19 protein-coding genes are annotated in these 19,244 nt (G+C 69.7%); 7 read left to right on the forward strand and 12 right to left on the reverse strand.

The window, feature by feature from the left end; translation table 11 throughout:
- The first annotated feature begins 106 nt into the window (after positions 1-106).
- Positions 107-979: an ABC-2 transporter permease gene (locus tag ABD932_RS42140; protein ID WP_345021601.1), complete on the forward strand. Its 873-nt coding sequence runs from the start codon at positions 107-109 to the stop codon at positions 977-979.
- Between the two features lie 61 nt (positions 980-1,040).
- Here the strand turns inward: ABD932_RS42140 and ABD932_RS42145 are convergent, their stop codons facing one another.
- Complete coding sequence (locus ABD932_RS42145) at positions 1,041-1,382, reverse strand: ATP/GTP-binding protein (RefSeq protein WP_345021603.1); 342 nt, start codon at positions 1,380-1,382, stop codon at positions 1,041-1,043.
- A gap of 223 nt (positions 1,383-1,605) precedes the next feature.
- Here ABD932_RS42145 and ABD932_RS42150 point away from each other — a divergent pair, with 223 nt between their 5' ends.
- Positions 1,606-2,634, forward strand: a complete 1,029-nt coding sequence (locus ABD932_RS42150) for an LLM class flavin-dependent oxidoreductase (protein WP_345021605.1) — start codon at positions 1,606-1,608, stop codon at positions 2,632-2,634.
- An 83-nt stretch (positions 2,635-2,717) separates the two neighbouring features.
- Here the strand turns inward: ABD932_RS42150 and ABD932_RS42155 are convergent, their stop codons facing one another.
- Positions 2,718-3,110, reverse strand: coding sequence for an SCO5389 family protein (locus ABD932_RS42155; protein WP_111006621.1), 393 nt, complete (start codon positions 3,108-3,110; stop codon positions 2,718-2,720).
- Between the two features lie 265 nt (positions 3,111-3,375).
- On the opposite strand from ABD932_RS42155, the gene nucS reads away from it, so the two are divergent.
- Positions 3,376-4,047 (forward strand): endonuclease NucS, encoded by a 672-nt coding sequence (nucS, locus tag ABD932_RS42160; protein WP_345021609.1) that lies wholly within the window; start codon positions 3,376-3,378, stop codon positions 4,045-4,047.
- Between the two features lie 107 nt (positions 4,048-4,154).
- On the opposite strand, the gene ABD932_RS42165 is transcribed toward nucS, so the two are convergent.
- The 3 genes from ABD932_RS42165 to ABD932_RS42175 form a co-directional block, all read right to left on the reverse strand.
- Positions 4,155-6,704, reverse strand: coding sequence for an ATP-binding protein (locus ABD932_RS42165; RefSeq protein ID WP_345021611.1), 2,550 nt, complete (start codon positions 6,702-6,704; stop codon positions 4,155-4,157).
- Between the two features lie 283 nt (positions 6,705-6,987).
- Positions 6,988-7,311, reverse strand: coding sequence for an STAS domain-containing protein (locus tag ABD932_RS42170; RefSeq protein ID WP_093906575.1), 324 nt, complete (start codon positions 7,309-7,311; stop codon positions 6,988-6,990).
- A 218-nt stretch (positions 7,312-7,529) separates the two neighbouring features.
- The gene (locus ABD932_RS42175; RefSeq protein ID WP_345021614.1) at positions 7,530-8,378 is read right to left on the reverse strand and encodes a 3-hydroxyacyl-CoA dehydrogenase family protein; all 849 of its coding nucleotides are present in this window, start codon (positions 8,376-8,378) and stop codon (positions 7,530-7,532) included.
- A 310-nt stretch (positions 8,379-8,688) separates the two neighbouring features.
- Between ABD932_RS42175 and ABD932_RS42180 the strand changes: the two genes are divergently transcribed.
- Positions 8,689-9,261, forward strand: a complete 573-nt coding sequence (locus tag ABD932_RS42180) for a cob(I)yrinic acid a,c-diamide adenosyltransferase (protein WP_345021616.1) — start codon at positions 8,689-8,691, stop codon at positions 9,259-9,261.
- Here the strand turns inward: ABD932_RS42180 and ABD932_RS42185 are convergent.
- Both ABD932_RS42185 and ABD932_RS42190 read right to left on the reverse strand, forming a co-directional pair.
- Complete coding sequence (locus ABD932_RS42185; RefSeq protein WP_345021618.1) at positions 9,258-9,446, reverse strand: DUF5708 family protein; 189 nt, start codon at positions 9,444-9,446, stop codon at positions 9,258-9,260. The genes ABD932_RS42180 and ABD932_RS42185 overlap by 4 nt on opposite strands.
- Complete coding sequence (locus ABD932_RS42190) at positions 9,443-10,039, reverse strand: hypothetical protein (RefSeq protein WP_345021620.1); 597 nt, start codon at positions 10,037-10,039, stop codon at positions 9,443-9,445. The genes ABD932_RS42185 and ABD932_RS42190 overlap by 4 nt, the downstream gene beginning before the upstream one ends.
- Positions 10,040-10,214: 175 nt before the next feature.
- Between ABD932_RS42190 and ABD932_RS42195 the strand changes: the two genes are divergently transcribed.
- The 3 genes from ABD932_RS42195 to ABD932_RS42205 all read left to right on the forward strand — a co-directional run bounded on the left by ABD932_RS42195 (position 10,215) and on the right by ABD932_RS42205 (position 14,013).
- On the forward strand, positions 10,215-11,399 hold the full coding sequence (locus ABD932_RS42195) for a sensor histidine kinase (RefSeq protein ID WP_345021622.1): 1,185 nt from the start codon (positions 10,215-10,217) through the stop codon (positions 11,397-11,399).
- A 13-nt stretch (positions 11,400-11,412) separates the two neighbouring features.
- The gene (locus ABD932_RS42200) at positions 11,413-12,054 is read left to right on the forward strand and encodes a response regulator (protein WP_345021623.1); all 642 of its coding nucleotides are present in this window, start codon (positions 11,413-11,415) and stop codon (positions 12,052-12,054) included.
- Between the two features lie 135 nt (positions 12,055-12,189).
- The gene (locus ABD932_RS42205) at positions 12,190-14,013 is read left to right on the forward strand and encodes a glycosyl hydrolase family 18 protein (protein ID WP_345021624.1); all 1,824 of its coding nucleotides are present in this window, start codon (positions 12,190-12,192) and stop codon (positions 14,011-14,013) included.
- Between the two features lie 36 nt (positions 14,014-14,049).
- On the opposite strand, the gene ABD932_RS42210 is transcribed toward ABD932_RS42205, so the two are convergent.
- From ABD932_RS42210 to atpA, 5 genes are all read right to left on the reverse strand, one after another.
- Complete coding sequence (locus ABD932_RS42210; protein ID WP_250089033.1) at positions 14,050-14,496, reverse strand: DUF2550 domain-containing protein; 447 nt, start codon at positions 14,494-14,496, stop codon at positions 14,050-14,052.
- Between the two features lie 162 nt (positions 14,497-14,658).
- On the reverse strand, positions 14,659-15,033 hold the full coding sequence (locus ABD932_RS42215) for a F0F1 ATP synthase subunit epsilon (protein WP_126395091.1): 375 nt from the start codon (positions 15,031-15,033) through the stop codon (positions 14,659-14,661).
- 130 nt (positions 15,034-15,163) lie between these two features.
- Complete coding sequence (atpD, locus tag ABD932_RS42220) at positions 15,164-16,600, reverse strand: F0F1 ATP synthase subunit beta (protein ID WP_345021627.1); 1,437 nt, start codon at positions 16,598-16,600, stop codon at positions 15,164-15,166.
- Positions 16,600-17,517 carry a F0F1 ATP synthase subunit gamma gene (locus ABD932_RS42225; protein ID WP_345021629.1) on the reverse strand — a complete coding sequence of 306 codons (918 nt, stop codon included), beginning with the start codon at positions 17,515-17,517 and terminating at the stop codon, positions 16,600-16,602. Before ABD932_RS42225 ends, atpD begins: the two co-directional genes overlap by 1 nt.
- Positions 17,518-17,538: 21 nt before the next feature.
- Positions 17,539-19,146 carry a F0F1 ATP synthase subunit alpha gene (gene atpA, locus ABD932_RS42230; protein WP_345021631.1) on the reverse strand — a complete coding sequence of 536 codons (1,608 nt, stop codon included), beginning with the start codon at positions 19,144-19,146 and terminating at the stop codon, positions 17,539-17,541.
- Between the last annotated feature and the right edge of the window lie 98 nt (positions 19,147-19,244).

The following is a 19,244-nucleotide window of genomic DNA, read 5'->3' on the forward strand; positions in this document are numbered from 1 at the left end:
GGCCGACCGCCGCCGCGCCCGCGCCGCAGCAGGCGCCCGCACAGCCGCCCGCGCCGGCCGCCGCTCCCTCCGCCCCTGCCGCCCCGACCAAGCCCGAGGACGCCCGATGAGCACGCCCCAGCCCCCGATGCCGCAGACCGCCGCACCGAACTGGCAGGCGGCGCCCGGCTCGTCGTACCCCACCTACACCTCGCCGATCCCCGTCGTGCGCACGCACCTCGGGCACGCGCTCGCCTCCGAGTGGACGAAGATCCGGTCGGTGCGCTCCACGATGTGGACGCTCGGCGTGTTCGTGCTGCTCGTCGTCGGCATCGGCCTCGGGGCCGCCGCGCTGGTCGCCGCCAACTCCGAGGGGGCCGGCCTGGAGGGCGAGAACCCGCTGGCGTTCGGTTCCTTCGGGCTGCTGCTCGGCAGCATGTGCGTCATCACGCTGGGCGTGCTGACCACGGCCTCGGAGTACGGCACCGGCATGATCCGCACCACGATGACCGCGTGCCCGACCCGCGGCCGGGTGCTGGCGGCGAAGGCGATCGTGTTCTTCGCGGTCGCGTTCGTGGTGACGCTGTCGTCGGCGGTCCTGGTCGCCCTCGCGGACGTGGCCCTGCTGGAGGACGCGCGGGAGCCGTCCGGCGAGGAGTGGCTGAAGGGCACGGTCGGCGTCTCGCTCTTCATCGCACTGCTCGGCCTGCTCTCGCTCGTCGTCGGATCGATCATCCGGCACTCGGCGGGCGCGATCACCATCATGATCGGCGTCGTGCTGGCCCCGCTGGTCATCGCGATGTTCATGTTCTCGCAGTCGCTGGAGGACCTCCAGCAGGCCCTGATCGAGTACTCGATCCCGAACCAGCTCAGCGTCTTCTACTCCCAGTCCCTCAGCGAGTCCGGCCCGTCCGGCTGGGACCCGCTGTGGATCATGCTCGGCGTGACGGCCGCCGCGTTCGCCGGCGCCTACGCGCTGCTGGAGAAGCGGGACGTGTAAGTCCTCGGGAGCAGAGTCCTCAGGAGCCGGTTCCTCAGGAACCAAGTCCTGAGGAACCGGCTCAGAACTTCGGCGCGTTACGGGACCGCTGCACCCGCGAGGTGCGGCGGTCCTTCGCGTTCCAGCACGCCTTGTGCCAGTGGCGGCGCTCGTCGACGCCCGAGTGGTCCGGCCACGCGACGATGTGCGGGACGCCGTCCGGGATCATCTGGTCGCAGCCCGGGCAGCGGTACGCCTTGCCCTGTGCGCTCGCGCCTGCCACATGCCGCACGTTCCAGTCCTCGCCCCGCCAGTTCTCCGAGGACTGCCAGCCGCCGTAACGGCCGGGGCGGTCGTCCTCGGAGCCGTGTCCGGACGAGGCAGCGCCCTTGGGGCCGTTGGGTCGGTTGCGACGCGGGGACACGGAACACCTCACGGGGCTATACAGGATGCACGGGTCATGTCCAGCCTACGCGGCACGGACAGGGGTAGCCGTACGGCACCAACCCCCACAAGTCCCTCACTCCGGCGATCCATTCTCCCGACAATCCGCAAATCCCTTCGCCAAGCCGTGTCCTCGGCACGTGTCAGACGGTTATGCCGGGTGGGGGAGCTCCGCGTCGGAGCCAAGGAAGCAGGAAAAAGCAATGCGTGTAGGAAGTTTCGTGTTGGCGGCCCGGTTCCCGGGGCAGGGCGACGGGGAGGCGCTGCACCGCGCGGTCCGCTCCGCGGAGGTCGCCGAGGAAGCGGGGCTCGACACGGTCTGGCTGGCCGAGCACCACTTCGTGCCGTACGGCACCTGCCCGTCCGCGATCACCCTGGCCGCGTTACTGCTGGGCCGCACCACGCGACTGCGGGTCGGCACGGCGGTCAGCGTGCTGCCCACGGCACACCCGGTGGCCGTCGGCGAACAGGCCGCGCTGCTGCACATCGCCTCCGGCGGGCGGTTCTCGCTGGGCGTGGGGCGCGGCGGGCCGTGGGTCGACCTGGAGGTGTTCGGCCAGGGCCTCAAGGCGTACGAGGAGGGGTTCCCGGAATCACTCGATCTGCTGCTGCGCTGGCTGCGCGAACCGTCGGTCGCGGCCGCCGGCGAGCGGTTCGGCTTCCGTGAAGTCGCCGTCGTACCAAGGCCGTCGGAGTGCCTCACGGAGGCGGAGGGACCCGAGGTCGTCCTCGCGTGTACGTCTCCCCGCAGCGTGCGTCTGGCGGCCGAGCGCGGGCTGCCGATGCTGCTCGGGATGCATGTGGGCGACGAGGAGAAGGCCGAGATGGTCGCCCTGTGGCGGGAGCACGCCCGCGCGGCCGGGAGGCCGGCGGACGAGATCCACGACGTCGCCCATGTGTCGGCCGGCGTCTGCCAGATCGCGGACCGCCGCACGGACGCGGTCGAGACCCTCACGAAGGCGATGCCGGGCTGGCTCCGGCAGGGCCTGGAGGCCCATGTCACCGTGGACGGCCGTCATCGCGCGATGCGGGACCCGCTGGCCTACACCGAACTGCTCTGCGGACTGCACCCGGTGGGCACCCCGCGCCTGTGCGCCGACCGCCTGGCGGCGACCAGCGAACGGACCGGCATCTCCCGCTTCGCCCTGCTCGTCGAGGGCTCGGGCGACCTGGCGGCGACCGAGGAGAACGTACGGCGGCTGGGCGCCGAAGTGCTGCCGCACCTCGGCTGAACTGCCCGGACCGCCGGGAGGCTTGCCGCCCCCGTACTCAAGCACCTCCCGCGTAAGGAGCGGCAAGCTAGTGGCTCACTGCGTCAGCAGTCCCTGAGCTCCGGAGACTGGTTCAGCAGCTGATTGCGGACCGAGGTGAAGCGCGCGAGCGTCTCGTCGACCGAGGCGTCAAGCGGGAACACCGCCACCCGGTGGCAGTTCTGGAAGGCCAGTCGCACCCCGAAGTGCCGCTGCAGCGCGCCGCGTATCGCGTCACTCGCAAGCGCACGCAGCAGCTGGCCACGTGCCTGCTCGTCCGGCGGGGGCGTCTGGTTGTCGGCGAACTGACCGCCGTCGACCTTCAGCTGGGCCACCAGGGAGCTGATCATCTCCCATGCATAGGGCAGGGAGGTCCGGACGCAGTCGACGAAGGCGGCTTCGTCGACCTCGCCTCGCTCGGCCTGTTCGAGTAGGGCCGGTGAGACGTCGAGCGACATGGGTTCTCCTCTCGCACCCCCAGAACAGCAGGGGTTGCCGGACAGATAAGGAAGTTCGCGATACCGGACACTCTGCGTACACGCCTCGCGACCTCCCGTTTAATACGGTAGGCAACAGACGGTGACCGCACCAGGAGATTGCGTACATGGGCGGTCCCCGTTAGGCACACAATCGGCCAGAAATGAACAGGGGCAGTCCGGGGTCATACGGACTCTCGCAGGGCGAATCGCGTCCACCACGGCCCGTCGAGTAGCGTTGCCGACCATGCGTCTCGTCATTGCCCGATGCTCCGTCGACTACGCGGGCCGGCTCACCGCCCATCTGCCCTCGGCGCCCCGTCTGATCCTGGTCAAGGCGGACGGCAGCGTCTCGATCCACGCGGACGACCGGGCCTACAAGCCCCTGAACTGGATGTCGCCGCCCTGCACCCTGAAGGAGGGTGACGGCGAGCAGAAGGACGTCTGGACGGTCACCAACAAGGGGGGCGAGAAGCTCATCATCACGATGGAGGAGATCCTCCACGACTCCTCGCACGAACTCGGCGTGGATCCTGGCCTGATCAAGGACGGCGTGGAAGCACACCTCCAGGAACTCCTCGCCGACCGCATCGAGACGCTGGGCGAGGGCTACACGCTCATCCGCCGCGAGTACATGACGGCCATCGGTCCGGTCGACATCCTGTGCCGGGACGCCGAGGGCCGGACGGTCGCGGTCGAGATCAAGCGCCGGGGCGAGATCGACGGCGTGGAGCAACTCACGCGCTACCTGGACCTGTTGAACCGGGACCCCCATCTCGCGCCGGTGCGCGGCATCTTCGCGGCCCAGGAGATCAAGCCGCAGGCCCGGGTCCTGGCGACGGACCGGGGAATCGGGTGCCAGGTGCTGGACTACGACGCGATGCGGGGGATCGAGGACGACAAGCTGCGGTTGTTCTGACCGACGGTTCTTGGCCGTTCACAGCTTTTCTTGGCCGTTCTCGACCTTTTACGACAGTGAGGGCCGGGTCCGTCGGACGGACCCGGCCCTCTTGTCTTGATCAGGGGTCAGATTACGGAGTCCGAGCTGTTGCTCGGCGAACCTGCCTCGCTCGTCTCCGGTGCACTTGCCGAGGTGCTCGCGGGGGCGCTGGAGGCCGGGCCGCTGGCCGAGTCGGAGGTCGTCGGTTCCGTCGTCGTAGGCTCCTCAGTCGGCGTTGGTGACGTGGTCTCGGTCGGTGTGGGCGTCGTCGGGGTCGGCGTCGGAGACGTGGGCGGCTTCGACGAGGACGGCGGCTTCGACGACGAGGACGGCGGCCTGGTCGGAGACTGCGTCGGCGAGTTCGTGGAACCGCCGCCCGACCCCTGCGTACCACTCGGGTCGTCCGACGGCTCCGTAGACCCATCCGTCGGCGTCGGGTCGTCCGACGTCCCGTACGTGCCGTCGGGGCCCGGATCCGTAGGCCGGCTGGTCGCCGTACCGGTGTCGCCGGGCTTCTCGTCGTCGCCCTCCGCCTTGTCGGCGCCGAGGCTGTCGTCGCCGATGCCCTGGCTGGCGGACGGGTTGACGCCGACCTGGTCGGCCGGGACGTTGGGGTCGTTGTCGGAGGTCGCGCCGAGCGTCACCACCGTGCCGAGCACGGCCACGAGCAGCGCGCCCGCGCCGGCCGCGACGAGGTTGCGCCGGGCGAAGTTCCGGACGCCGCCGCGGCCCTTGTGCGAGGACGCCGGGGACGACGGCGCGGACGCCCGGTGGGTGACCAGCGTCGTGGCGTCACCGCCCGGCGGGAAGGCGGCGGGCACGCCTCCCGGCGGCGACTGCGACTCCTCGTACCGCGCGTCCGGCACCTCCTCCCCCGCCGTGGCGGCAAAGGCGGCCACCCCCGGTGTCGTACCGGAGCGGTCGGAGACCAGCGCGAGGGCCCGTCGGCCCGCGACCGTGCCGCGCTTGTCGGCGAGGGCGCCGCGCAGTCCGATGGAGGTCTCCAGCTCGGCGCGGGCCCGGTCCAGCTGGCCGCCGCAGAGCGCGAAGATGCCCAACTCGTGGTGGAAGTACGCCTGCTCGGAGACGTCACCGGCCAGGCGCGCGGCCTCGGCGCCGGCCCGCAGCGTCCGCTCCCAGGCGCTCCAGTGCAGCCCCGCGGCGAACGCGGGCGCGGCCGTGCGGGCCAGCTGCACGGTCGGGTTCTCCTCGCCCTCGGCGGGCGGTGTCGTCCCCGGCACGAGCACGCCCAGCGCGGCGAGCAAGGCGTCCGCCTCGGCGCACACGCGCTCCGGCGTGACCGAGGGGTGCCCGGCCCACCAGGCGTAGTGCCGGCCGGCGGCCGGCGCCTTCGACTCGACGTCCTCGCCGTATCCGGCGGCCTCCAGCTGGGCCTGTACCCCGGCGGCGAGCCGGTAGCGGGAGCCGACCGGCGAGACCAGCCCGCAGTCGACCAGCTCGCCCAGCGCGGCGTCCGCGTGGGTGTCGCCGACGAGCGCGGGCAGATGGGCCTGGTGGGGCACCTCGCCGCCGAGCGCGACGGCGAACCTCAGGGTGGCGCGGGCCGAGGCGCTGAGCCGCGAGGCGAGCAGCGGAGCGGGGCCGGCCGCCTCGCCGAGCGACGGCAGCGGCACCTCCTCGCCCCGCTCGCCGCCGAACGGCGCGTCGATGGGCGCGTCGACCGGCGGTGTGTCCTCGAAGACCCCGAACTCGTCGACGGCGTCCGCGTCGGCCCGCAGCCAGTCCCGCTGCCGCAGCAGCGCCCCGGCCTGGACGAACCTGAGCGGCAGTCCCTCCGACTCGAACCACAGGTCGCCCGCCCAGTTCAGCTCGTCCTCGGTGAGGACCCGGCCGACCCCGCGCTCCAGGAGCTCCACGCTGTCGGCACGGTCGAGACCGCCGAGGACGACGTCCTCGATGCCGGAGTCGACGGACGGCGCGGGCACGGTGGGCGTGGCACCGAGCAGGAAGGCGCACTCGGGGGTGGCGTCCAGCAGCTCGTCGAGCGCGGAACCGCCGAACTCGATGTCGTCCAGGACGACGACGGCGCCGATCTCACGGACGAAGGTGAGCAGTTCGTCCCGGTCCGGGCGGTGCAGGGGCGCACCGTAGACGGCGTAGAAGAGGTCGTACAGCAGATCGGCGGGTGAACGGTGGAAGCCGGTGAGGCGGACCACGCCGTCAGGGGCAAGGTCCGCGCAGTCCTCGGCGACGAGGTCGAGGAGGCTGGTGCGACCGGCGCCCGGGGAGCCGACGAGGCGTACGGAGCGGCCGCGGGCGAGCATCCGTACCAACTGCTCGCGCTCGTCCTGGCGGGCCAGCAGCGGCTGTGCCGGACGGGTCGGGCCGGGCGGGACGGGCGGTCTGGCGGCGCGGTCGGCCTCGGCGCGGTCGGCCGGGCTCAGCTTCCCGGGTCGCGCGGGCCGCTCCGCCGGCGGGCAGGCCTCGATCTCGCCGCCGTCGACGGGGTTGACGGTGAGCAGGAAGTCGCCCGAGACCAGTTGGACGGTGCGGGCGAGTGCGGGCGAGTGCTGTCCGAAGTCGGTGGTGAGGGGATCCCTGGGCGGGCGCTGGCGCGACGACTGGCCGTCAGCGTCATGGCCGTACTCCTCGGGTCCCCGGTTGTTCGGGTCCATAGGTCCAAGCCCCCCAAAAGCGTCGTGTGCTGTGGCTTCCTGTCACCGGCGACAGGATCCCGGGCCCCTCCCGGCCTTTGCACACCGCGCTGTCGCTTCTGGTCCGGGCCCGCTCGAAGGGGTTTGTCTAGTCGGCGGGCAGCCGAACCCTAAACCTTCGCACAGTATCTACGACAGATCGGGGTACCGCGCCGTCCGAGACGTCACAGTCTCGTGAGGATTGTGCGCGACGTGCGCTTCGCTGCCGGAACGCCCTACTGTCCCGTCCCACCCGTGCCGGGCGTCACACCCGGGGCAGTGACTCCACCCCGATGCCGCCCTCGATCGCCAGGATCCGGTGCAGCCGGGTGGCCACCAGCAGGCGCTGCATCTGCGGCGGTACGCCGCGCAGCACCAGGCGTCGGCCGCAGCGGCCGGCCCGCCGGTGGGCCCCCATGATCACCCCGAGTCCGGTGGCGTCCCAGAACTCCAGCTCGGACAGGTCGAGCACCAGATCGCCGACTCCGTCGTCGACGGCCGAGTGCAGGACCGTACGGGCGTCCGCCGCGCTGCGGACGTCGAGGCGGCCCCCGACGACCAGCTCGGCGTGGTCGCCCCTGATGTACATATGCGCTCCCCAAAGCGTGCGTTCGTACTCCGTGATGCGTTGTCTGTGTCTGTGCCCGTGGTTGCCTGTGGCTGTGTTTGCTATGAGTCTTCGCTGTGGCCGGTGATGCAACCTCTGACTCCGTTGAGCGGTCAGAGGTTGCCGTCTGTAAGCGAACCGATACCGAATTCACCCCATCGCGTGATGCGCTCAGGGGATGTGCGGTGCTTTACGAAGGCTCAGTAGCTGTAAAAGCCTTGCCCGCTCTTGCGGCCGATGTCACCCGCGTCCACCATCCGGCGCATCAGCTCCGGCGGGGCGAACTTCTCGTCCTGGGACTCGGTGTAGATGTTGCTGGTGGCGTGCAGCAGGATGTCGACGCCGGTGAGGTCGGCCGTGGCGAGCGGGCCCATGGCGTGACCGAAGCCCAGCTTGCAGGCGAGGTCGATGTCCTCGGCGGTGGCGACGCCCGACTCGTAGAGCTTGGTGGCCTCGACGACGAGCGCCGAGATGAGCCGGGTGGTGACGAAGCCGGCGACGTCCCGGTTGACGACGATGCAGGTCTTGCCGACGGACTCGGCGAACTCCCGTGCGGTGGCGAGGGTTTCGTCGCTCGTCTTGTACCCGCGGACGAGCTCGACGAGTTGCATCATCGGCACCGGCGAGAAGAAGTGCACGCCGACGACCCGCTCCGGGCGCTCGGTGGCCGCCGCGATCTTGGTGATCGGGATGGCGGAGGTGTTGGAGGCGAGCACGGTGTCCTCGCGCACGATCTTGTCGAGCGCGCGGAAGATCTCGTGCTTGACCTCCAGCTTCTCGAAGACGGCCTCGATGACTACGTCCGCGTCCGCGGCGGCGTCCAGGTCGGTGGTCGCGGTGATACGGGCGAGCGCGGCGTCGGCGTCGTGCGCCTCGAGCCTGCCCTTGCTGACGAACTTGTCGTACGAGGCCTTGATGCCGTCGGTGCCACGCTTGAGCGCCTCATCGGTGACGTCACGCAGGACCACGTCCCAGCCCGCCTGCGCGGAGACCTGGGCGATGCCGGAACCCATGAGTCCGGCCCCGATGACGGCAAGCTTCCGTGCCACTGACGACTCCCCTTTGAATCACGGCAGCATGACTGCGCGTGCGCTTACACGCTGTTTACGATTGCCTCTTCGGCGGACCTTAGCGCCCGTGAGGCACTGTGTGACCGGTTAGTAACGCGAGTCACGGTCTCACGGCGTGAGATGCCCGTCACGACAGGCCGTCCGATGGCCAAGGCCTTGCGCGTCCACGCCGATTGACGCCTCTTCCCACCAACGAGACCCGGACATCCGGGACACGGGTGCGACACAAGAATGAACGTACGAAAGCGGTGGGATCGGCGGTCCGGAGGGCAGCGTCTAGATTGGCCGTATGGTCAATCTGACGCGCATCTACACCAGGACCGGCGACAAGGGCACCACCGCCCTCGGCGACATGAGCCGGGTCGCCAAGACCGATCTGCGGATCTCGGCGTACGCGGACGCCAACGAGGCGAACGCGGTGCTCGGGTCGGCGATCGCGCTGGGGAACCTGGACGAGGAGATCGTCAAGGTGCTCACCCGTGTGCAGAACGACCTGTTCGACGTGGGCGCGGACCTGTCGACGCCGGTCGTGGAGAACCCGGAGTTCCCGCCGCTGCGGGTCGAGCAGTTCTACATCGACCGGCTCGAGGCGGACTGCGACCACTTCAACGAGCGGCTGGAGAAGCTGCGCTCCTTCATCCTGCCGGGCGGCACCCCGGGCGCCGCCCTCCTCCACCAGGCCTGCACGGTCGTACGGCGGGCCGAGCGCTCCACGTGGGCGGCGCTGGAGGTCCACGGCGAGACCATGAACCCCCTCACCGCGACCTACCTCAACCGGCTGTCGGACCTGCTGTTCATCCTGGCCCGGACGGCCAACAAGGACGTCGGTGACGTGCTGTGGGTGCCGGGCGGAGAGCGTTAGCCCTTCGCGCGCGCCCTCTGGTACAGGCCCGTCGCGACGAGCGCGCCCCCGACGCACATCATCACCAGACCGACCTTCGTCAGGGTGACGACCGGGACGTGCACGTCCTCGGTGAACAACCACAGGGGCAGCCCGATCAGGAAGGTACCGGCGCCCTCCCACAGGTTCTTCGACGCCTTGCTCATGACCGGACCCGTTCCTTCCCCGTCGTGAGCCGGGACTCCTCCTCCGCGTTCTCCGCGTCGGAGGGCGCCTTCTTCGGCCAGATCCAGTACCCCAGGGTGATCAGCCCGTAGATGCCGACCGTGCGGATCGCCACCCACTGGAAGGCGCGCAGGGAGCTGACGTCCCCGGAGTCGCCGACGTACCAGACCGCCAGCTGAAGCAGACCCAGCGCCACCGCGCCACCGAGCACCGCACGCAGCCAGAGCCTCGTCTCGTGGCGGGCGCGAGCGCGGCCGTGGCGCGGGGGCTTCGGCGGGGGCGGGCCGCCGCCCAGGCGATGGGCCGCGTGGCCGTCGAGCCAGCGGATCGTGTAGTGACCGAAGGCCACCGTGTAGCCGATGTAGAGCGCCGCCAGGCCGTGCTCCCAGCCCGGTTCGGCGCCGTTCTTCAGGTCGATCGCCGTCGCGACGAACAGGACCAGTTCCAGCACCGGCTCGCAGAGCAGCAGCACGACACTGGTCCGGCGCCACTTCAGCAGGTAGCGGACGGCCAGGCCCAGGGCCAGCAGCACCCAGAAGCCGACCTCGCAGGCGATGATGAGGGCGACGATCACAACTTGCTCCCTTCGGTCACCTTCCCAGGCTCCCGTCGGCAACGGCCGCTTTCGTCGTCGGCGGTGACGAACTCGCCGTACATCGAAGGATGAAGCCGCCGTACATCGAAAGATGCAGTCCACGACCCTTCCCCGGGATCAGGCGCCGAGCGCCCGGCCCGTGTTGGATGGGGACATGGCCGTACGACTGCCCCGCCTGCACCGCTTCGACCTGTACGCCGGGCTCGCCGGGCTGCTCGGGGGTCTGCTGCTGTGGGGTGTGGGACTCGCGACCCGGCCGGCCGGCGAGCCGATCGTGCTCCTCGACGGTCGCTGGTGGATTCTGCTGCCGCTCGTCGTGACCGCCGGCTGCGAGGCCGTGCGCCGCACTCTGCCGCGCACGGCCCTGCTGGTGGGGTGGGTCGCCCTGACCGCGGACACCGTCACCCAGGGCAGCCTGGTCACGGTCGTGATGTTCACCGACCTCGTGTACGCGGCCGTGCTGTACGGGCCGCCTGCCACCGCGCGCCGTGTCCCGTGGATCGCCGGGCTGATCACGGTGGCCGGCACGGTGGTGCCGGTGGTGGTGTGGCGGGTGCCCGAGGCCCTGCTGATCGGCGTGGTCATCGGCCTGGTCGGGCTGATGCCGGCCCTCACCGGCTGGATCGTCCGCAACCACCGCGACGCCGCCGAGGCCGCCCGGCTGCGCGCCGAACAGACCGCGCTGCTGGCCGAGATGGACCGCGCCCAGGCCGTCACCTCGGAGCGCGCCCGCATGGCACGCGAGTTGCACGACATGGTCGCCAACCACCTCTCCGCGATCGCCATCCACTCCACGGCCGCGCTCTCCCTCGACACCCCGAAGACCTCCCGTGAGGCGCTCTCGGTCATCCGGGAGAACAGCGTCGAGGGGCTCGCCGAGATGCGCCGGCTCATCGGCATCCTGCGCGACTCCAGCGGCGACACCGAGCCGGTCGCCGCCCCCACGCTCGACGGACTCGGTGCCCTGGTCGACGGCGCCCGCACCAACGGCCTCGACGTTCGCCTGGACGCGGACCACGGCACCGTCCCCGCCCCGGTCGAACTCGCCGCCTACCGCATCGTCCAGGAGTCCCTCACCAACGCCCTCAAGCACGCCTCCCCCGGCGAGGTCACAGTCGCCCTCGCCCAGCGCAACGGCTCCCTCACGGTCACCGTGACCAGCCCCTTCGGCGACCGCGACGGGCCGCGCGCACCCGGCTCGGGCGCCGGGCTGGTCGGGATGCGGGAGCGGGTCGAGTTGCTGGGCGGGAGCTTCGAGGCCGGCCCCGAGGGCTCGGCGGACGGCAAGATCTGGACCGTACGTGTCACGCTCCCGTTGACCGAAGGAGACAGAGAGTGAATGGAGGCAGGGCATGATCCGCGTCCTGGTCGCCGAGGACCAGTCCGCCGTGCGCGCAGGGCTCGTCCTCATCCTGCGCAGCGCGCCCGACATCGAGGTGGTTGGTGAGGCGGCGGACGGCGAGCAGGCCGTGGCCATGGCCCGGGAACTGCGGCCCGACCTGGTGTTGATGGACGTTCAGATGCCACGGCTCGACGGTGTGTCGGCGACGCGCCAGGTGGTCGCCGAGCGGCTGGCGGACGTCCTCGTGCTCACCACCTTCGACCTCGACGAGTACGTGTTCGGGGCGCTGCGGGCCGGGGCCGCGGGGTTCCTGCTGAAGAACACCGAGGCGAAGGACCTGCTCGAGGCGGTGCGGACGGTGGCGCGCGGGGAGGGGCTGATCGCCCCGGCCGTCACCCGGCGCCTGATCGCCGAGTTCGGCGCGAAGCCCGCCCGGCAGCCGACGGCCGACCCGTCCGTCCTGGACTGCCTCACCCGCCGCGAACGCGAGGTGCTGGCCTGCCTCGGGGAGGGCCTGTCCAACGCCGACATCGCGACCCGGCTCGACATGGCCGAGGCGACGGTGAAGACGCACGTCAGCCGATTGCTGGGGAAGCTGGAGCTGCGCAGCCGGGTCCAAGCGGCCGTACTGGCACAGGAGTTGGGGATCTAGCAGGGAGGAACGGGGAGCAAAAGGCTACTGGTCCAGACCTATTGACCCGTGGTCCAGACCTTTCTATTCTCACCGCACCATGAGTGCGGCATGAGGCTCAGTCATGCCCCCTGATTCCCCACAAGGAGGCGCAGAATGCGCTTCAGACACAGAGCCGTGGCAGGGTTCGCGACCCTGTTGCTCCCGCTGGCCGGTCTTGTCGGCCTCGCGAGCCCGGCCGAGGCCGCCACGTCCGCCACCGCCACCTACTCCAAGCCCCAGGACTGGGGCACCGGCTTCGAGGGCAAGTGGACGGTGAAGAACACCGGCACCACGACCCTGAGTTCCTGGACCGTCGAGTGGGACTTCCCCTCCGGCACCTCCGTCACCTCCGCCTGGGACGCCGACGTCACCTCCTCCGGCACCCACTGGACCGCCAAGAACAAGTCCTGGAACGGCTCCCTCGCCCCCGGCGCCTCCGTCACCTTCGGCTTCAACGGCACCGGCTCCGGCTCCCCCGCCAACTGCAAGCTGAACGGCGGCAGCTGCGACGGCGGCACCGTCCCCGGCGACAACGCGCCCTCCGCCCCCGGCACCCCCACCGCCTCCGACATCACCAACACCTCGGTGAAGCTGAGCTGGTCGGCCGCCACCGACGACAACGGCGTCAAGAACTACGACGTCCTGCGCGACGGCGCCAAGGTCGCGACCGTGACGACCACGTCGTACACGGACTCCGGCCTGACCGCCGGCACCGACTACTCCTACAGCGTCCAGGCCCGCGACACCGCCGACCAGACCGGCCCGGTCAGCGGCGCCCGCGCGGTCCGCACCACCGGCGGCACCACCGAGCCGCCCCCGACCGGTGACAAGGTCAAGCTCGGCTACTTCACCGAGTGGGGCGTCTACGGCCGCAACTACCACGTCAAGAACCTGGTGACCTCGGGCTCGGCGTCGAAGATCACACACATCAACTACGCGTTCGGCAACGTCAAGGACGGCAAGTGCGTCGTCGACGACACCTACGCCGCCTACGACAAGGCCTACACCGCCGACCAGTCCGTCAGCGGCGCCGCCGACACCTGGGACCAGCCGCTGCGCGGCAACTTCAACCAGCTGCGCCAGCTGAAGGCCAAGTACCCGCACATCAAGGTGCTGTACTCCTTCGGCGGCTGGACCTACTCCGGCGGCTTCGGCCAGGCGGCGGCCAACGCGGCCGCGTTCGCCAAGTCCTGCAAGGCCGTGGTCGAGGACCCGCGCTGGGCCGACGTCTTCGACGGCATCGACATCGACTGGGAGTACCCGAACGCCTGCGGCCTGACCTGCGACACCTCCGGCGCGGCGGCGTTCAAGAACCTCTCCCAGGCGCTGCGTGCCGAATTCGGCTCGAACTACCTGGTCACCGCCGCCATCACCGCCGACGCCTCGGCCGGCGGCAAGATCGACGCGGCCGACTACGGCGGCGCCGCCCAGTACCTCGACTGGTACAACGTGATGACGTACGACTACTTCGGCGCCTGGGACAAGACCGGCCCCACCGCCCCGCACTCGCCGCTCACGTCGTACACCGGCATCCCCAAGGAGGGCTTCAACTCCGCCGCCGCCATAGCCAAGCTCAAGGCCAAGGGCGTCCCGGCGAGCAAGCTGCTGCTCGGCATCGGCTTCTACGGCCGCGGCTGGACCGGCGTCACCCAGTCCGCCCCCGGCGGCACCGCCACCGGCCCGGCGACCGGCACCTACGAGGCGGGCATCGAGGACTACAAGGTCCTCAAGAACTCCTGCCCGGCCACCGGCACGATCGCGGGCACCGCGTACGCGCACTGCGGCAGCAACTGGTGGTCGTACGACACCCCGTCGACGATCGCCGGGAAGATGAGCTGGGCCAAGAACCAGGGCCTCGGCGGCGCGTTCTTCTGGGAGTTCAGCGGCGACAGCAGCAACGGCGAGCTGGTGAGCGCCATCAACAGCGGGCTGTCGTAAGGAAATTCAAAGGCTCGTTCCAGGGGTTGAAGACCCCTAGGCGACATTGACGCGCTGACCGGGCGGGGCTGCCTCAAGCCACGCGAGGAAACCGGTCAGCGCGTCTTCGCTCATGGCGAGTTCCAGGCGCGTGCCCCGGTGCAGACAGACGAGGATCACGGCGTCGGACAGCAGCGCCAGCTCCTCCTCGCCGTCGGGGACGCGACGGCCGGCCACCTCGATCGCGGAGCGCTCCAGGATGCGGCGCGGGCGATAGGCGTAGGAGAAGACGCGGTACCACTCGATGCGGTCGCCGTTGTAGCGGGCGACGCCGTAGCTCCAGCCCTTGCCGCTGGTGTCGGGTTTCTCGGGTACGTCCCAGCGCAGGGAACAGTCGAAGGTGCCGCCGGAGCGCTGGATGAGTCTGCGGCGCAGGCCGAAGACGAACAGCCCCAGCACCACCAGGGCGACAACGATTCCGCACACAGTCAGAGCGAGGACCATCGACACCGACCTCCTCGTCTCCTAGGTAACGGAACGGAAAAAACTTCCATATCTGCCTCAGCCGCGACCGGCACCGGATTGCTCCGGTCCCAGCCGCGGCTGAGTGACGTCATCGCGTGCGCTCCCCCAGAGCCTAGACGGCCCGGGAGGTGACCCCGTGGGTCAGCGCGCCGTCGCCGCCTGCAGGCGGACCTCCGCGCGGCGGCCTGCGGACGCGTCGTCGTCCGACTTCGCGCGCTCCAGTGCCCGCTCCGCGCGCTGGACATCGATCTCGTCCGAAAGCTCGGCGATCTCGGCCAGCAGCGACAGCTTGTTGTCCGCGAACGAGATGAAACCGCCGTGCACCGCGGCGATGACAGTCCCACCCTCACTCGTACGGATGGTCACCGGGCCCGACTCCAGCACACCGAGCAGCGGCTGGTGACCGGGCATGACGCCGATGTCGCCGGACGTGGTGCGCGCGACGACCAGGGTGGCCTGGCCCGACCAGACCTCACGGTCGGCGGCGACCAGCGCGACGTGCAGCTCAGCAGCCAAGGTGGCTCCTCGGGTCACCACCCGGCGGTTCTGCCGGGTGTTGGTTACAAGTCTAGTAGGCGTGAGAGAGGGGGCGGGACGAACCCCCGCCCCCTCCGTCAAGAGCTCAATGGCTCAAGAGCACCGTGCGTCAGGAGACGCCCAGCTCCTTCGCGTTCTTCTTGAGGTCCTCGAGACCACCGCACATGAAGAACGCCTGCTCCGGGAAGTGGTCGAACTCACCGTCGCAGATCGCGTTGAACGCGGTGATCGACTCGTCCAGCGGCACGTCGGAGCCGTCCACACCGGTGAACTGCTTGGCGACGTGCGTGTTCTGGGACAGGAAGCGCTCGACGCGGCGGGCACGCTGGACGACCAGCTTGTCCTCCTCGCTGAGCTCGTCGATACCGAGGATCGCGATGATGTCCTGGAGGTCCTTGTACTTCTGGAGGATCCCCTTGACACGCATGGCGGTGTTGTAGTGGTCCGCCGCGATGTAGCGCGGGTCCAGGATGCGGGACGTGGAGTCCAGCGGGTCGATCGCCGGGTAGATGCCCTTCTCGGAGATCGGACGGGACAGCACCGTCGTCGCGTCGAGGTGGGCGAACGTGGTCGCCGGGGCCGGGTCGGTCAGGTCGTCCGCGGGGACGTAGATCGCCTGCATCGAGGTGATCGAGTGACCACGGGTCGAGGTGATGCGCTCCTGGAGGAGACCCATCTCGTCGGCCAGGTTCGGCTGGTAACCCACCGCGGAGGGCATACGGCCGAGCAGGGTCGACACCTCGGAACCGGCCTGCGTGAAGCGGAAGATGTTGTCGATGAAGAACAGCACGTCCTGCTTCTGCACATCGCGGAAGTACTCCGCCATGGTCAGGCCGGCCAGGGCCACGCGCAGACGGGTGCCCGGGGGCTCGTCCATCTGACCGAAGACCAGCGCGGTCTTGTCGATGACGCCCGACTCGCTCATCTCGTCGATGAGGTCGTTGCCCTCACGGGTGCGCTCACCGACACCGGCGAACACCGACACACCGTCGTGGTTGTTGGCGACGCGGTAGATCATCTCCTGGATGAGCACCGTCTTGCCGACGCCGGCACCGCCGAACAGACCGATCTTTCCACCCTTGACGTACGGGGTGAGCAGGTCGATGCACTTGACGCCGGTCTCGAACATCTCGGTCTTCGACTCGAGCTCGTCGAAGTTCGGGGCCTTGCGGTGGATGGACCAGCGCTCGCCGTCGTACTTCTCGTCGACGTTCAGCACCTCACCGAGGGTGTTGAACACCTTGCCCTTGGTGAAGTCGCCGACCGGGACGGTGATGCCCGTGCCGGTGTCGGTGACCGGGGCCTGGCGGACCAGGCCGTCGGTGGGCTGCATGGAGATGGTGCGGACCAGGCCGTCACCCAGGTGCTGGGCGACCTCCAGGGTCAGCAGCTTCTTCTCGCCCGCGTTCGCCGGGTCGGCGACCTCGACGTGGAGGGCGTTGTAGATCTCCGGCATCGCGTCGACGGGGAACTCCACGTCGACGACCGGGCCGATGACCCGGGCGACGCGGCCCGTGGCCGTCGCGGTCTCAACAGTGGTGGTCATTAGCGGTCACTCCCCGCGGTCGCGTCGGCCAGGGCTGCGGAGCCACCGACGATCTCGCTGATTTCCTGGGTGATTTCGGCCTGGCGGGCCGCGTTCGCAAGCCGGGACAGCGTCTCGATGAGCTCTCCGGCGTTGTCGGTGGCCGACTTCATCGCGCGCCGCGTGGCGGCGTGCTTGGAGGCGGCCGACTGGAGCAGCGCGTTGTAGATACGGCTCTCCACATAGCGCGGCAGCAGGGCGTCGAGGACGTCCTCCGCCGAGGGCTCGAAGTCGTACAGCGGAAGGATCTCGCCCTTGGACGGGGCCTCCTCCGCGACCTCTTCGAGGCTGAGCGGCAGCAGACGCGCATCGAGCGCCTGCTGGGTCATCATCGACACGAACTCGGTGTAGACGATGTGGAGCTCGTCCACGCCGCCCTCCGCCGTCGCCGTCTCGATGGCCTCGATCAGCGGAGCCGCGACCTTCTTGGCGTCCGCGTACGTGGGCTCGTCGGTGAAACCGCTCCACGACTCCGCGATCTTGCGCTCACGGAAGTTGTAGTGCGCCACACCACGGCGGCCGACGATGTAGATGTCGACCTCCTTGCCCTCGCGCTCCAGGCGCTCGGTGAGCTGCTCCGCCGCCTTGATGGCGTTGGAGTTGAACGCACCGGCGAGACCGCGGTCGCTGGTCAGGAGCAGCACCGCGGACCGCGCGACCGTCTCGGCCTGCGTGGTCAGCGGGTGCTTGGTGTTCGAGCCGGTACCGACCGCCGTGACCGCGCGGGTGAGCTCGGTCGCGTAGGGCGTGGAGGCCGCCACCTTGCGCTGCGCCTTGACGACGCGCGAGGCGGCGATCATCTCCATCGCCTTCGTGATCTTCTTGGTCGCGGTGACGGATCGGATGCGACGCTTGTAGACCCGGAGCTGGGCTCCCATGAGTCAGGTCCCTTCCTTACGTCACTTGGAGGCGCTGGTCGCCTTCGGGGCGGCCGGAGCCTCTTCGCCGAGGAGCTTGCCGTCCGCGGTCTCGAACTGCTTCTTGAACTCCGCGATGGCGTCGGCGACGGCGCCGAGGGTGTCGTCCGACATCTTGCCGCCCTCCTTGATGGAGGTCATGAGGCCCTGCTCCTTGCGGTGCAGGTACTCGAGCAGCTCCTTCTCGAAGCGGCGGATGTCGACGACCGGCACGTCGTCCATCTTGCCGGTGGTGCCGGCCCACACGGAGACGACCTGGTCCTCGGTGGACATCGGCTCGTACTGGGCCTGCTTCAGCAGCTCGACCATGCGCTGACCGCGCTCCAGCTGCGCCTTCGACGCGGCGTCCAGGTCGGAACCGAAGGCGGCGAACGCCTCCAGCTCACGGAACTGGGCGAGGTCCACGCGCAGACGACCGGAGACCTGCTTCATCGCCTTGTGCTGCGCGGAACCACCGACTCGGGAGACGGAGATACCGACGTTCAGCGCGGGGCGCTGACCGGCGTTGAAGAGGTCCGACTCCAGGAAGCACTGGCCGTCGGTGATGGAGATGACGTTGGTCGGAATGAACGCCGAGACGTCGTTGGCCTTGGTCTCGACGATCGGCAGACCGGTCATCGAGCCGGCACCCATGTCGTCGGAGAGCTTGGCGCAGCGCTCCAGCAGACGGGAGTGCAGGTAGAAGACGTCACCCGGGTAGGCCTCACGGCCCGGCGGGCGGCGCAGCAGCAGGGACACGGCGCGGTAGGCGTCGGCCTGCTTCGAGAGGTCGTCGAAGATGATGAGGACGTGCTTGCCCTCGTACATCCACTGCTGACCGATGGCCGAACCGGTGTACGGCGCCAGGTACTTGAAGCCGGCCGGGTCGGACGCCGGGGCGGCGACGATGGTCGTGTACTCCAGCGCGCCGTTCTCCTCCAGCGCGCGGCGGACCGACGCGATCGTCGAGCCCTTCTGGCCGATGGCGACGTAGATGCAGCGGACCTGCTTGTTCGGGTCGCCGGTGCGCCAGTTGTCGCGCTGGTTGATGATCGTGTCGACGGCCAGGGCGGTCTTGCCGGTCTGGCGGTCACCGATGATCAGCTGACGCTGACCACGGCCGATCGGGGTCATCGCGTCGACGGCCTTGTAGCCGGTCTCCATCGGCTCGTGCACCGACTTGCGCTGCATGACCGTGGGGGCCTGCAGCTCGAGGGCGCGGCGGCCGGACGTCTCGATCTCGCCGAGGCCGTCGATCGGGTTGCCGAGCGGGTCGACGACGCGGCCGAGGTAGCCCTCGCCCACCGCGACGGAGAGAACCTCACCGGTGCGCTGCACCGGCTGCCCCTCCTCGATGCCGCTGAACTCACCGAGGACGATGGCACCGATCTCGCGCTCCTCGAGGTTGAGGGCGAGGCCGAGGGTGCCGTCCTCGAACTTCAGCAGTTCGTTGGCCATGGCCGAGGGAAGACCCTCGACCTTCGCGATGCCGTCGCCGGCAAGGGTGACCGTACCGACCTCCTCGCGCGAGGCCGCGTCCGGCTTGTACGACTGGACAAAGGTCTCCAGTGCGTCCCGGATCTCCTCCGGCCGGATCGTGAGCTCCGCCATCTGGGTTCCCTGCTCTCCTTGTTGGGCCCGAAGTTTCACTTTGGGGGGATGGGGACTCCCCCCTGAAAGAGGTGAATCCTCTGCACGGCCCAACTGGG

It is taken from the genome of Streptomyces shaanxiensis, assembly GCF_039537145.1.
In the GTDB taxonomy this organism is placed as follows: Bacteria; Actinomycetota; Actinomycetes; order Streptomycetales; family Streptomycetaceae; genus Streptomyces; species Streptomyces shaanxiensis.